The sequence below is a fragment of the Corynebacterium suedekumii genome (genome assembly GCF_030252185.1).
GTDB classification, from domain to species: Bacteria; Actinomycetota; Actinomycetes; order Mycobacteriales; family Mycobacteriaceae; genus Corynebacterium; species Corynebacterium suedekumii.
This window is the reverse complement of the sequence record NZ_CP126970.1, coordinates 1355430-1368023: the sequence shown is the minus strand read 5'-3', so window position 1 is coordinate 1368023 and position 12594 is coordinate 1355430. Positions and strand designations below refer to the sequence as shown.

The 12594-nt window shown below is 62.9% G+C and carries 12 protein-coding genes and 2 pseudogenes; 1 reads left to right on the top strand and 13 read right to left on the bottom strand.

All coding sequences use genetic code 11. The annotated features are described in order from the left end of the window. Positions 1-7: 7 nt before the first annotated feature. Positions 8-1215 (top strand): IS3 family transposase gene (locus tag QP029_RS06895; RefSeq protein ID WP_284874951.1). Its coding sequence is split into 2 segments (ribosomal slippage): positions 8-308 and positions 308-1215, totalling 1209 coding nucleotides; the frame shifts between segments, so codons are not numbered across the junction. Positions 1216-1230: 15 nt separating this feature from the next. Here the strand turns inward: QP029_RS06895 and QP029_RS06890 are convergent. The 13 genes and pseudogenes from QP029_RS06890 to QP029_RS06830 all read right to left on the bottom strand — a co-directional run bounded on the left by QP029_RS06890 (position 1231) and on the right by QP029_RS06830 (position 12583). Continuing rightward, a complete protein-coding gene (locus QP029_RS06890; RefSeq protein WP_284876060.1) occupies positions 1231-2007 on the bottom strand; it encodes a replication initiation protein in 777 nt (258 codons plus the stop codon). Positions 2008-2071: 64 nt separating this feature from the next. After that, positions 2072-2776: pseudogene (locus QP029_RS06885) on the bottom strand (ISL3 family transposase); the annotation flags it as partial. A gap of 38 nt (positions 2777-2814) precedes the next feature. Continuing rightward, a protein-coding gene (locus tag QP029_RS06880; protein WP_284874050.1) for an IS3 family transposase occupies positions 2815-4019 on the bottom strand; the annotation gives its coding sequence in 2 pieces (ribosomal slippage) (positions 2815-3722 and positions 3722-4019; 1206 coding nt in all). Positions 4020-4089: 70 nt separating this feature from the next. Continuing rightward, positions 4090-4704, bottom strand: a pseudogene (locus QP029_RS06875) (transposase family protein); the annotation flags it as partial. 220 nt (positions 4705-4924) lie between these two features. Then, a complete protein-coding gene (locus QP029_RS06870; protein ID WP_284876059.1) occupies positions 4925-5884 on the bottom strand; it encodes a sce7725 family protein in 960 nt (319 codons plus the stop codon). 8 nt (positions 5885-5892) lie between these two features. Continuing rightward, positions 5893-6783: a sce7726 family protein gene (locus QP029_RS06865; RefSeq protein WP_284876058.1), complete on the bottom strand. Its 891-nt coding sequence runs from the start codon at positions 6781-6783 to the stop codon at positions 5893-5895. 92 nt (positions 6784-6875) lie between these two features. Further along, the gene (locus QP029_RS06860) at positions 6876-7733 is read right to left on the bottom strand and encodes a prenyltransferase (RefSeq protein WP_284876057.1); all 858 of its coding nucleotides are present in this window, start codon (positions 7731-7733) and stop codon (positions 6876-6878) included. Continuing rightward, on the bottom strand, positions 7730-8023 hold the full coding sequence (locus tag QP029_RS06855; RefSeq protein ID WP_284876056.1) for a lycopene cyclase domain-containing protein: 294 nt from the start codon (positions 8021-8023) through the stop codon (positions 7730-7732). Before QP029_RS06855 ends, QP029_RS06860 begins: the two co-directional genes overlap by 4 nt. Beyond that, positions 8020-8358, bottom strand: a complete 339-nt coding sequence (locus QP029_RS06850; protein WP_284876055.1) for a lycopene cyclase domain-containing protein — start codon at positions 8356-8358, stop codon at positions 8020-8022. Before QP029_RS06850 ends, QP029_RS06855 begins: the two co-directional genes overlap by 4 nt. Beyond that, complete coding sequence (locus tag QP029_RS06845; RefSeq protein WP_284876054.1) at positions 8355-9953, bottom strand: phytoene desaturase; 1599 nt, start codon at positions 9951-9953, stop codon at positions 8355-8357. The genes QP029_RS06850 and QP029_RS06845 overlap by 4 nt, the downstream gene beginning before the upstream one ends. Further along, entirely contained in the window at positions 9950-10840 is an 891-nt protein-coding gene (locus tag QP029_RS06840) for a phytoene/squalene synthase family protein (RefSeq protein WP_284876053.1), read from the bottom strand. The genes QP029_RS06845 and QP029_RS06840 overlap by 4 nt, the downstream gene beginning before the upstream one ends. After that, the gene (locus tag QP029_RS06835) at positions 10833-11795 is read right to left on the bottom strand and encodes a polyprenyl synthetase family protein (RefSeq protein ID WP_284876052.1); all 963 of its coding nucleotides are present in this window, start codon (positions 11793-11795) and stop codon (positions 10833-10835) included. Before QP029_RS06835 ends, QP029_RS06840 begins: the two co-directional genes overlap by 8 nt. Beyond that, a complete protein-coding gene (locus tag QP029_RS06830; RefSeq protein ID WP_284876051.1) occupies positions 11792-12583 on the bottom strand; it encodes a glycosyltransferase family 2 protein in 792 nt (263 codons plus the stop codon). Before QP029_RS06830 ends, QP029_RS06835 begins: the two co-directional genes overlap by 4 nt. Between the last annotated feature and the right edge of the window lie 11 nt (positions 12584-12594).

Here is a 12594-nt window from a genome sequence, read left to right as displayed (position 1 = left end):
TGCCACCATGCCGATCAAGACCTACACCGAGGAGTTCCGCCGCGACGCGGTCGCCCTCTACGAGAATTCCCCCGGCGTATCGATCAACGCCCTCGCCGCCGAACTCGGCGTCAACCGCAACACCCTCCAGATCTGGGTCCGCAAATACGGCACCGGAGCCCGCACCAGCAGCTCGGATTCTTCCTCCAGCTCTGACACACCGACCGTGGTGACCGAAGCGGAACGCATCCGCCAGCTGGAACGAGAAGTACGCAGACTCCGGGAGGAACGCGATATTCTGCGCAAGGCCGCGAAATATTTTGCGGAAGAGACGACCTGGTGATCCGCTTCCAGTTCGTTGACGACGCCAAGAACAGCCATTCGGTCAAGCGGTTATGTGAGGTTCTGAAACTCAACCGGTCCTCGTACTACAAATGGAGAAACACCTCCTCCGCCAGGACACAACGCCTGCTCAGCGACGCGATCCTCGGCGCACGGGTCAAGGCCGTGTTCGCCGCAGAACGCGGCTGCTACGGCTCCAAACGCATCACGGCGCAACTCAACGACGACTCGCCCGGCAGCCCGGTCAATCACAAGAAAGTCGCCCGGATCATGCGCTCGTTGCAGCTGGTTGGCTACTCGAAGAAGCGCAAGGTCACCACGACTGTCTCGGATGGGAGGAAGCCGGTGTTTCCGGACCTGGTGGGGAGGAAATTCACCGCCCCGGCACCAAACCAGGTCTACGTCGGCGATATCACGTACCTGCCGATCGCGGACGGGTCGAATATGTACCTCGCCACCGTCATCGACTGTTTCTCCCGCCGGCTGGCCGGCTTCGCGATCGCCGATCACATGCGTACTTCCCTGGTCCAGGACGCCCTGGTGATGGCCAAGGGTCAGCGCGGAAGTCTCGACGACGCAATTTTTCACTCGGACCATGGCAGTGTCTACACTTCCCATGCGTTCCAGGAGACGTGCAGAACGCTGGGGATCCGGCAGTCGATGGGCGCGATCGGCAGCAGCGCTGATAATGCCCTGGCGGAGTCCTTCAACGCCGCGTTGAAGCGTGAGGTCCTCCAGGACGCGAAGACGTTTGCCAATCAGTTGCAGTGCCGGCGAGATGTTTTCCGCTGGTGTACCCGCTACAACACCACGCGTCGGCATTCCTGGTGCGGGTATCTCGCTCCAGCAGTGTTTGAAGAGCAATGTCCTGTTACGCTGAGATCTGCTTCCTGATCACATCCCCCGTGTCTACTTTCCGGGGGTCGGGCCCTTCATCGGCGGCAACTCAGCCTTGCGCCCATCAGCACCAACCTCCTGGGCCACGGTGTAGGCGTGCTCGTAGGCATCGATGATCGCGGCATCGGTCATACGCTGACCAGCCTGACGAAGGCGGTGCCCAGTCTTTAAGGCATGGCGAAACGCGGTCTCATCACGCGCTGCCCGGCCCTCACGGATCCACAACACCCGCACCCCCTGGATCAGCTCCGGGTCGTACTGATCCAAGTGGCCGGCGAGCTCTGCTTCCACATCCTTCGACAGTGCTTTGAAGCGTTCTGCTTCCTCCCGCCTGGCCTTAACCGCCATGATGAGCTCACGGCCGCTGGAAAACTGCTGACGAGGCTTGGCATAGGACTCCTGACCGGTCATCGCACGCACCCCTGATAAGAGATTAGCCAACCGGTACACACGGTGATGCTGGCGATACCACCGATAGGCAGTGGGGGAATCGCCGGTATAAAACGGTGACCGGCTGAAACGATGGGAAAAATGACTGTCATGACCTAACCATTGTCCCAGGTCATGGGTCGCTGCTGCCAGTAGCGTCATCGCCCTAGATTGCCCACTGGCATCGGCATAGACCGGATCAATCAGCCAAATGGCCTGGCATTTACCGTTCACCGGGTTGATCCCTACCCAGGCAGGTCCTAGGTAATGGGCAATGAGCTGGGAGAACTTCTCCTTGACCTGATTATTCAAGCTCACCGGGTGTCCACCGGCATCGCCTGGAAGATCAATATCGACCACCAGGACAGAGGCATATTGCTTGTTGGTTAATTGGACGTATTCGCATTTACCGGCTCTTCACGATTTAGAGTGCGTTGATCCTGGCCTGCAGCTGCCCAGAGTGAATCAGGGACCGCAAGATGTAGTGGTCGAGGTTCCGGAAACCCAGGGCGATGCCGCGTAGGTGCTCGAGCCGGCCGTTGATCGCCTCGACCGGACCGTTGGACGCCCCGATATCGAAGTACGCCAGGACATCCTCACGCCGACGCCACAATGTCCGACCCAGTTGCGCGAGCTCTTCCAGCCCCTTCGGTAGGCCCTTACGAATGCTGTTGATCACCCTGCTCATGAGCTTCTTGCCCTCCGACTTCTGCGGATGCCCGTAAGCCGCAATCATGTCCTGGTAGAACATCCAGGTGACCTCGAGTGCCACGTACTCATCGTCGGTGGCCCACAGCAGGTCGAGGCGTTGTTTCTGCCGCTCGGTGAGGTAGTTCGTCCTGGTCAACAGCGTGCGACGGTGCTTGTACAACGGATCGTCCTTGCGCCCACGCCGCCCGGAGGTCTCCCGTTGGAGCCGCTGCCGGCAGTGGGTGAGTTTGTCGGCTGCCAGATGCACCACGTGGAAGGGGTCCATCACCTTGGTGGCCTGCGGCAACACCTCATCGACTGCGGTGGCGTAACCGGTGAAGCCGTCCATGGTCACCACCTGCACCTGCTTCCGGAAGCCAGGGTCGCGTTCCTGCAGCCAGGTGCGCAGCACCTGTGCACTGCGGCCGGGGCGGATATCCGGGCCCGACCCCCGGAAAGTAGACACGGGGGATGTGATCAGGAAGCAGATCTCAGCGTAACAGGACATTGCTCCTCAAACACTGCTGGAGCGAGATACCCGCACCAGGAATGCCGACGCGTGGTGTTGTAGCGGGTACACCAGCGGAAAACAACTCGCCGGCACTGCAACTGATTGGCAAACGTCTTTGCGTCCTGGAGGACCTCACGCTTCAACGCGGCGTTGAAGGACTCCGCCAGGGCGTTATCAGCGCTGCTGCCGATCGCGCCCATCGACTGCCGGATCCCCAGCTGCGTACACGTGTCCTGGAACGCATGGGAAGTGTAGACACTGCCATGGTCCGAGTGAAAAATTGCGTCGTCGAGACTTCCGCGCTGGCCCTTGGCCATCACCAGGGCGTCCTGGACCAGGGAAGAACGCATGTGATCGGCAATCGCGAAGCCGACCAGCCGGCGGGAGAAACAGTCGATGACCGTGGCCAGGTACATATTCGACCCGTCCGCGATCGGCAGGTACGTGATATCGCCGACGTAGACCTGGTTCGGTGCCGGGGCGGTGAACCTCCGGCCGACGAGATCCGGAAACACCGGCTTCCTCCCATCCGAGACAGTCGTGGTGACCTTGCGTTTCTTGGAGTAGCCAACCAGTTGCAACGAGCGCATGATCCGGGCGACTTTCTTGTGATTGACCGGACTGCCGGGCGAGTCGTCGTTGAGTTGCGCCGTGATGCGTTTGGAGCCGTAGCAGCCGCGTTCTGCGGCGAACACGGCCTTGACCCGTGCGCCGAGGATCGCGTCGCTGAGCAGGCGTTGTGTCCTGGCGGAGGAGGTGTTTCTCCATTTGTAATACGAGGACCGGTTGAGTTTCAGAACCTCACATAACCGCTTGACCGAATGGCTGTTCTTGGCGTCGTCAACGAACTGGAAGCGGATCACCAGGTCGTCTCTTCCGCAAAATATTTCGCGGCCTTGCGCAGGATGTCGCGCTCTTCCTTCAGTCGGGCGTTTTCCCGTTCCAGCTGGCGGATACGTTCGGCATCGGTCACCGATGTCGGGGTCTGCGAGGCGGCCTCGGTGCTGGTGGTGGTGCGGGCGCCGGTGCCGTATTTGCGGACCCAGATCTGGAGGGTGTTGCGGTTGACGCCGAGTTCGGTGGCGAGGGCGTTGATCGATACGCCGGGGGAATTCTCGTAGAGGGCGACCGCGTCGTGGCGGAATTCCTCGGTGTAGGTCTTGCTGGGCATGGTGGCAGGTTACCTTTCTTCCCCGGCAGAAAGCCGGGTTGTCGGGTGTCTACCAAACAGGGGTCAGGTCCTCCAGCAGTCGGGCAGGGCCACGGCCGTCGACCAGGGGTGTGAGGTCGACGAGGATGGTCACCAGACTGGATGGCTGACCTGGCTTTCGGGTGTGCTTCCATACGTGCTCATCCACCCCGAGGATCCGGACGCCGTCCAGGTGGGAGGGGTTGTCGTAGACAAGCTTGCGGCAGGCCTCGAGGGCGACCTGATTGACCAGCTCCCAGCCGATGCCCAGTGCCTTGGCGGTGGCAGACACGCTCATCCGGTCTATCGCCAGGCGCTGGAGGATCCAGCGGGTCACCCGGTGGGTGAGTTTCGCTCCGTCATCGGCGCAGCTGAGTGTGGCCTGGAAGATCTTCCTGCCACAGAAGGCATTCGTACAGGTGAAGCGGGGCACGCGGACGTGCAGACGGGTCGGGAACCCGACCACCGGCAGATCGACGAGACGGCGAAGGACGTGGTCGCGAAGCTTCCCGGGTCGGGAACATTCAGGACAGGCGTTGCTCACGGCCACCGGTGTGGCGTCAATGACGGTGATGTTTCCGGCGTCGGCGGCACCGGTGATCGTCAGGCCGATTTCCGCGGTACGGCAGATGGTGTCGGCAACGAGGTTGCCAGTAGTAGGCTGCACAGTAGGGTCCTGGTTCGGTTGGATGGAAGCGTCGTAACTCTCATCTTGTACCGGCCAGGACCCCTACATGTTGTGCCACCCCGAACCCCACCCCGCGGTCAGCTACGCACTCCGAAACGCGAAGAGCCAGTAATCACATGTCCCCGATACGGGATCGCATTGCTCAATGTACTGTTCCTCGATGAGCCGGTCACCGAAACAACTGGGGCAGCACCGTCTCTTACTTGTCGGCATGGTAAAGTGCCAGAGTTTCGAGATGGTGCTTTATCGACAGCTTTTTAACGTACCCCAAACCCGGAAAATGCCGGCGATCAAAAAGGGCAATAAACTCCTCCACTGCGTCAGTTCTTACTATTGGAGTACCTGACCCCTTTACTTCGGCAACCAACTTGCCCAGGGCCTGCTGGAATTTTCCAGCAGGGTCAACAGGCGTGTCATTGGAATCAGAGACGAAGTGACGCACAAACATCGCATCTTCTTGCTCAGGGTCAATGAAAGTCAAATGAATGGCTACAGCATACGCTGGGCCACCGCCTTCAGAATAGTGATCTCCAATCGTCAAGAAATCCCCATACCCGTCAGCCTCATAGTCTTCGTAAGTGGCATGAATGTCCGAGAACCGGTCGAGCTTGCCGTAATCCGCGTTCTTTTTCCGCTCGAAACCATCGACGACAAGTATGCGGGTTTTGTCCCTAAACGCACGCAAGTAAAGACTGTTCTTTATGTCAAGGAAAACATGCGTAAACTCAATACCATCATACCTATTTGAGGAAAGTTCAGTAGCAATACGGTTTCCCTCCAGGAATCCCGCGTGCACTAAAGTAGCCTTTTCGGCGGCGAGCCCCTTTAGCGCCTCATCCACTAGTTTAGTAGCCTGCTCAAGTGTCATTTCGCTTGAGAGCAGAATCGCAGGGCAGACGAATTCGTTAGCCTTGAAATTATCTACTAGATACTTGAGTACCGAACCCTCCTCATCTCTGTGGTCACCGTGTCGAGGGTTAACTACTACGCTCGCTACAGCTTTCTCCACCACTAGAGCATTTAGTGCTCTTCCCAACCCAGAGAAGTTCTCCCTGACAGGTTCGATGATGGGTTCAAATCCGGCATTTGCAATGGTCTTTGCCGATTCACGTATTGCCAGTAGCTCGAACTGCTTACCCCTAAAAAACGGATGGTACATTTAATCTCCTATCGCCAGTCGAGCACATCAGAGATGCTCACGTTTGAAGTCTCAATTAGCTTCTTCCTAATAGCGGGATTCTTTCCGGCTTCAAGAAAAGCCGCTCTCAGAGGCTTTGGAACATCACGAATCCAATCCTGACTATCTGCGCTAGATCTACTCTCTTTAAGTACTTTAGTAAATGCTTGTTGCACTTCTATCGGGCTCAAGGGTTCGAAGCATTCACGAAGAGTAGCCCACCGTTCGGTGTTTGGCACCTCAGGAAAAGATACCCCCAACTGCTGCAGCACTTCCACAGCTTCAGCTACTCTTAGCGTTGAGAGCATCATCAGAGGAGATGTCCGTTCGGGCACATTCTGGGCCTCTCGAACTACCCGGAGACTAAATCGGGACGAGAGGACGATGACGCCGACATCACTTGGAGCTATCGAGAGGATAGCTTCTGCCTGCTCAGGATTTGTAACAACGTTAACTACAGCAAAGGTCTCTCGGTAATCTTGAAGTTGACTGGGCAGTCTTTTTAGAGAGTCTCTTTCAGACTTAATCTCATACGCGGTAGATACTCCGTTAAGGACGACCAGATCTGCTTTGGACTTCCCGGATCGAACTTCATGCAGAAGAGTACAAGTTTTTAGGCTGTGCTTCCCAAGTACAATCTTCTGAACGATTGCAGACCGATATACATAATCATCTCGGTTGCCCATCTGTTTGAGTAGGGAATAGCTCATGTCGAACGCATCAAACAGGGTCGCGTTCTCGGGAAGTCTGTCTGGGATAGACGACTCACAGAGCAGCCTAGCGAGCAGCGGGGAGCTTCCCCTTTTGCCAAGTTCCTTGACGACCGCAGGCGAGAAGACCCTCGAAAGGGTAGCCAGCTCGCCCCTACTCGTTTCAATCACCTTGGCTCCTCATCTGGCATGTTCTTCGTCAATCTTAGTCCGCCCGTAGCTTGTATTGAGGGATACCACGATCATGCTGGTAATCCGGATCTCTACAGGTAGACCCACACCAGCGAGATGGTCACGATCGCCCCCACCAGGTAGTTCAGCCAGAGGAATACGCGCCATGCGCTGTTGACGTCTTCGCAGGTGTCGTCGGTGATGTTCCAGAAGCGCAGGGTGTTGGCCACATAACCCAGGCCGGCGATGCCGACGATCCAGGCCGGGGAGGGCATGGCGAACATCAGCCCGGCGGCGACGAGGTAGGCACCGGCCGCCAGACGGGTCACCAGGCGCGCGCCCAGGGCCGTCGCGATGGAGCTCAGGCCACCTTCACGGTCGGCCTTGACGTCCTGCACCGCGCCGAGGGCGTGGCTGGCCATGCCCCAGAGGAAGAAGGCTCCGGCGGCGAGCCAGAAGTACACGGGCAGCTCCCCTGCCCGGATCGTGGCGCCGACGAGTGCGGGGGTGACAAAGTGCGCGGATGAGGTGACGGAGTCAAGGACGGGGCGTTCCTTGAAGCGCATGGGCGGGGCCGAGTAGGCGACGACGGCGGCCATCGCCACGGTCAGCCACACCGCGGACTGCCAGGTGCCGGCGGCGTACATCGCCACGAGGAAGGGCACGGTGGTGAGCACGGACGCCCACAGCAGCGGCTTGTGCATGGTCTTCGGCAGGACGGCACCTTCGACGCCACCCTTGCGGGGGTTGCGGATGTCGGACTCGTAGTCGAAGACGTCGTTGATGCCGTACATGGCGATGTTGTACGGGATGAGGAAGAACAGCACGCCGGCCCAGAACAGCCAGTCCAGTCCCCCGCCGGCCAGCAGGTAGGCCAGGCCGTAGGGGAAGGCGGTGTTGACCCAGCTGATGGGTCGGGAGGCGGCGAGGATGCCACGGATCATGCTCATCGCTTCACCCCTCTCCCCCGCCACACGGCGGGAATGATGAGAGCGGCGACCAGGGGGTAGAAGAGGTCCTCGATGGGGACCAGGCCGATGTCGAGCCCCAGGCGCTGTTCGTCGCCGTAGCCGACGAGTTCGGCCCAGATCATGAGGTTGTCGAAGATGATCGTGAGCACGAGCAGGATCACCGCGACGATGGCGGTGACGGCGAGCTGGCGGAGCATGGCGTTGCGGTGCCGGTACGCCAGGAGGGCGGCGAAGAGCAGGAACGGGATGCTGATGAGGGCGTAGGTCATGGGCGCACCGTGCGGGAGGAGGGGGCGCTAATAAGCAGCATTCGTGCCGCCGAGGTGAGGTTGAGGGTGAGGTAGGTGAGGAAGAACAGGAAGATGGGCTCCTCCAGGGGCATCTCGGGGGCGAGTTCGATGCCCGTCATGTAGCCGGAGGCGCCGCGGTAGAAGGAGCCGGTGATGATGCCGAGCGCGTCCCACGCGAGGAAGAGCGCGAGCATGCACACGCTGATGAGTCCGGCGCGGCGGGCGTCGTGGAAGAAGGTGAGTTTCCAGCGCCAGTCACACAGCACCATGCAGCCGATGGTGACCAGGAGGATGGTCAGGTACGCGAAGGTCATGCGCCCACCTCCGGCAGGGCGCCCGGGGAGGTGTCGCCGCGCAGGCGCTTGATCACGTTCTCCGCGGAGATGAGGCACATGGGGACGCCGACGCCGGGGACGGTCGTGGCGCCCGCGTAGTAGAGGTTGTCCACCTTCCCGGAGATGTTCTTGCCCCGGAAGAACGCGGACTGTTTGAGGGTGTGGGCGGGGCCGATGGAGCCGCCGCGCCAGGCGTTGTAGCGCTCGGCGAAGTCGGCGGGGCCGACGGTGTGGCGGGCGACGATGCGCTCGCGAAGATCGGGGATGTCGGCCCAGGTGGCGATCTGGTCGATGGCGGCGTCGGCGATGGACTCGACGGTGGCGGAGCCTTCGCCGCGGAAGAGCGAGCCGTGGCCGAGCGTCTCGGCCGCCGGGACGGGCACGAGGACGAAGATGTTCTCATGCTCCGGTGGGGCGACACCGTCCTCGGTGGCAGACGGCATGGACACGTAGATCGACTGGGAGGCACCCAGGGGGCGCTCGTCGTGCGGGCCGTCGAAGACGGCGGCGAAGTCGGTGGACCAGTCCTCGCTGAACAGGAGGTTGTGGTGGGCCAGCTGCGGCAGCTGTCCCTTCACGCCGAGCATGACCAGGACGGTGCCGATGCCGGGGTCACGCCTGGCGAAGTACTTCTCCGGGTAGGTCCGCTGCTCGGCGGGCAGGAGGTGGTTCTCGGTGTGGTGGAGGTCCGCGCCGGAGACGACGATGTCGGCCGCGATGTCCTCGACCGCCCCTTCCGGGGTGCGCACACGCACGCCGGTGGCTTTCCCGTTATCGGTGGTGATGGCGGTGACCTCGGTGTCCAGGCGGAACTCCACGCCCTGCTCGAGGGCCAGGCGGTGGAAGGCCTGCACCACGGAAGTGAAGCCGCCGACGGGGTACTTCACGCCCTGGACCAGGTCGGTGTGGCTCATGAGGTGGTACAGCGCCGGGGTGGTCTCCGGGCGGGAGGAGAGGAACACCGCAGGGTAGGTGAGGATCTGGCGCAGGCGGGTGTCGCGGAAGCGTTTGTTCACGAAGTCCTGCAGCGAGCCCGTGAGCAGGCCGGCCAGGCGGCGGGCGCGGGTGCGCACGTCGTGGTGCACGAGGGGCTTCACCGAGGAGAACGTGGTGTAGAGGAAACGGTCGAGGGCGATGTCGTAGGCGTCGGAGGCGCTGTCGAGGTAGTCCTCGAGGGCCTGGCCGGCGCCGGGTTCGATCGACTCGAAGAACGCAACGGCCTCGGCGCGCCCACTGGGAACGTCGACCGGCGCGTGCTTCTCGGGGAACACCCGGTAGGCCGGGGTGAGGTCCACCAGGTCGAGCTGCTCCTCCGAGGATGTGCCCAGCAGGCGGAAGAAGTGGTCGAAGGCCTCGGGCATGAGGTACCACGACGGGCCGGTGTCCCAGCGGAAGCCGGGAAAGTCCTCGACGGTGAGGTCCCCGGCGCGGCCGCCGACGGTGTCGATGCGCTCGATCACCGTCACCCGGTAACCTTCCTTCGCCAGCAGCGCGGAGGTGGCCAGGCCGGCGACGCCTGCGCCGATGACGATGGCCCGCTGGCCGGTCGCGTGCTCATGGGTGGTTCGGCTCATGTCAGTCCAGCTTTCATTCGCGGTGCGGTGGTCACGGCCCGGGCGAGGATGGCGGCCTTGGTGCGGCGCGGCACGCTGACCCGCCGGGTGGTCAGCTCGGCGGCCGGGGTCGCCTCGAGGCGGTCGGTAAGTTCGGCGAAGAGGTAGGTGGCGGCGAGCACGCCGGCCCGGGCGGTCAGGGGCAGAGCACCCATGACAGCTTCGGCGTCGGCGAGATCGACGCGGATGTCGGCGATGAGTCCGGCCTTCTCCTCCTCGGTGAAGGCGGTCGGCTCGACGCCGGGGAAGTAACTGCGGCCGAGGACATCGGAGTCCTCGGCAAGATCACGGAGGAAGTTGATCTTCTGGAACGCCGCTCCCAGGGAGCGGGCGCCGTGGTCCAGGCGGGCCCGTTCGGCATCGGTGACGGGGTGATCGACGAGGAACGCCGACAGGCACATCAGGCCGATGACCTCGGCCGAGCCGTAGACGTAGGTGTCGAAGGAGCTCGGGTCGTAGGTGGACTGCTGCAGGTCGCGGCGCATGGAGGTGAAGAACGCCCGGACGTGCTCGGGGTCGAAGCCGCAGCGCCGGGCCGATCCGGCGTAGGCGTGGAGGACGGGGTCGACGTGGAAGCGGGTGTCGGGGGCGGCGAGGACGGCGTGCTCGTAGGCGTCGAGAAGCTCCCCGCACTCGGCGGTGCTCAGGCCGGCGGCCGCGGCGGTGCCGTCGACGATCTCGTCGGCGATGCGCACCATCGCGTACAGGTTGCGGATGTCCGCCCGCACCCTCGGTGCGAGCAGCCGGGTGGCCAGGGTGAAGCTGGTGGAATAGGAGGTGATGACCTTGTTCGTGGCGGTCACGGACATGTCGTCGAAGCGGCGGAGATAACCGTGGGTGTCAGGCATAGGTGCGCAGCATCCCTTCGATCCGGTCGGTCATGGCCAGCAGCCCGGCGCGGATACCGTCGTCGAGGACGGCATCGGTGATGAGGGTACGCGCCAGGTCGAGATGGGCCTGGCCTTCCCGGACCACGTCGTCGATGATCTCGGTCAGACGCAGCGGGTCAGTCTCCTCACCGTCCATCCGCATGGTCATCAGCGTGGCACGCCCGTGGAGGACGTCCCCACCGGCGAGCTTGCCGGTCTGGTCGGACTCACCGACGGTGCCGGCGATGTCGTCGGCCGCCTGGTAGGCGCGCCCCAGCTCCACGGCGATCGGCCCCATCGGCTCCGGGTCGCGGCCCGCGGCCAGGGCGCCGAGCTTGAGCGGGGCGCCGAAGCTGTAGTCGGAGGTCTTGAGGTCGTTGCTCAGCCGCACGAGCTCGGGCGCGGGATCACCGTCGACGGCGTGCGCGATGTCGAGGATCTCACCGATGATGGTCTGCTGCGCAGCCTCGGTGAGGATGCGCAGGGCGGCACGCAGGGTGGCGTCGTCAAGCGTGGAGTCCACGAGGATCTGCACCGCACCGTTGAGCCCCAGGTCCCCCGCCGTGATGCCTATCGACGCCCCGAGATGCCCGTCACCGTAGGCGTCCCGCACCGCCGCATGGATGGTGGGGTGACCCCGGCGGATGTCATCGCGGTCGATGATGTCGTCGTGGATGAGAAACGCGCCGTGCAGCAGGTCCACGCACGCACCGAACACGGTCGCCGCGTGGAGCGCATCACCGTCGACGTCACCGGCGGAGATGTGCACCAGCGTCGAGCGCAGGTGCTTGCCGCCGAGCGCGAACGTGGCGATGCCCTCGTGCGCGTGATCCACCAGCGGGGAGTTCACCGGGGCGAGTCGCCGCGTGCCGGTGAGGTAGTCGTTGAGCAGGGCGAGCGAGGCGTCCACCCGCGCCTGGAGGTTCCCGGTCATGGTGCCAGTGCTTTCTGCACGCGCGGGCCGAGCACGCCGCGGGCCGCCAGGCGACGGTGCGGCGGGTGATGCCGCCACCCGCGGAGGATGGTGTGCATGCCGCGGCGGAACCGGGTGATCATCTGACGGGCCCCGGACAGCGGCCGGGCGTCCATGTCGAGGGTGAGGTCGGGCTGGAACCACACCGTCTCATCGGCGCGCACCTGGAAGGAGATCTGCATGTCCTCGTGGGAGAAGGTGTCGGCGGAGTCAACATCATCCCGGACGGAGCGCCACCAGTCGGCGCGCAGCGAGTAGTTCGTGCCGAACAACGGATGATGCCCCAGCGCCGATCCCACCGAACGGCGGTAGGCGCCCAGGTAGGCGGCGCTGGCCAGGTCACCGCGGCGACCGGGGACCTCGAAACGCGCGACACCGGTGACTCCGACGACCCGGCGGCCGGGCGAGGCGTCCGCGGCGTTCCAGGCCGCGTGGAGCTTCGCGATGTAGTCGTTGGGGGCGTGCACGTCGGCGTCGATACGCGTGAGAACGTCACCCTTCGCGGCGTCGAACCCCGCGCGGGTGGCCCACGTGATCCCCCGGCGCGGTTCCGTCACCAGCCGGACGCCGTGCTTCTCGGCGACCTCGGCGGTGTGATCGGTCGACCCGTTGTCGACGACGATGACCTCATCCGGCAGGACGGTCTGGGCTGCGAGGGATGTGAGGCACCGGTCGAGCAGGTCGGCGTCATCGAGACAGGGGATGACGATGCTGATCAGGCGGCGTGGGACGGACTCGGGGTCGGGCACGGGCGGAACTT

Bases quoted from the DNA above. Each gene is read 5' to 3' on its own strand.
- QP029_RS06840 (WP_284876053.1), bottom strand. From the start codon at position 10,840: ATGCCTGACACCCACGGTTATCTCCGCCGCTTCGACGACATGTCCGTG.
- QP029_RS06835 (WP_284876052.1), bottom strand. From the start codon at position 11,795: ATGACCGGGAACCTCCAGGCGCGGGTGGACGCCTCGCTCGCCCTGCTC.
- QP029_RS06870 (WP_284876059.1), bottom strand. From the start codon at position 5,884: ATGTACCATCCGTTTTTTAGGGGTAAGCAGTTCGAGCTACTGGCAATA.
- QP029_RS06850 (WP_284876055.1), bottom strand. From the start codon at position 8,358: ATGACCTTCGCGTACCTGACCATCCTCCTGGTCACCATCGGCTGCATG.
- QP029_RS06860 (WP_284876057.1), bottom strand. From the start codon at position 7,733: ATGAGCATGATCCGTGGCATCCTCGCCGCCTCCCGACCCATCAGCTGG.
- QP029_RS06855 (WP_284876056.1), bottom strand. From the start codon at position 8,023: ATGACCTACGCCCTCATCAGCATCCCGTTCCTGCTCTTCGCCGCCCTC.
- QP029_RS06845 (WP_284876054.1), bottom strand. From the start codon at position 9,953: ATGAGCCGAACCACCCATGAGCACGCGACCGGCCAGCGGGCCATCGTC.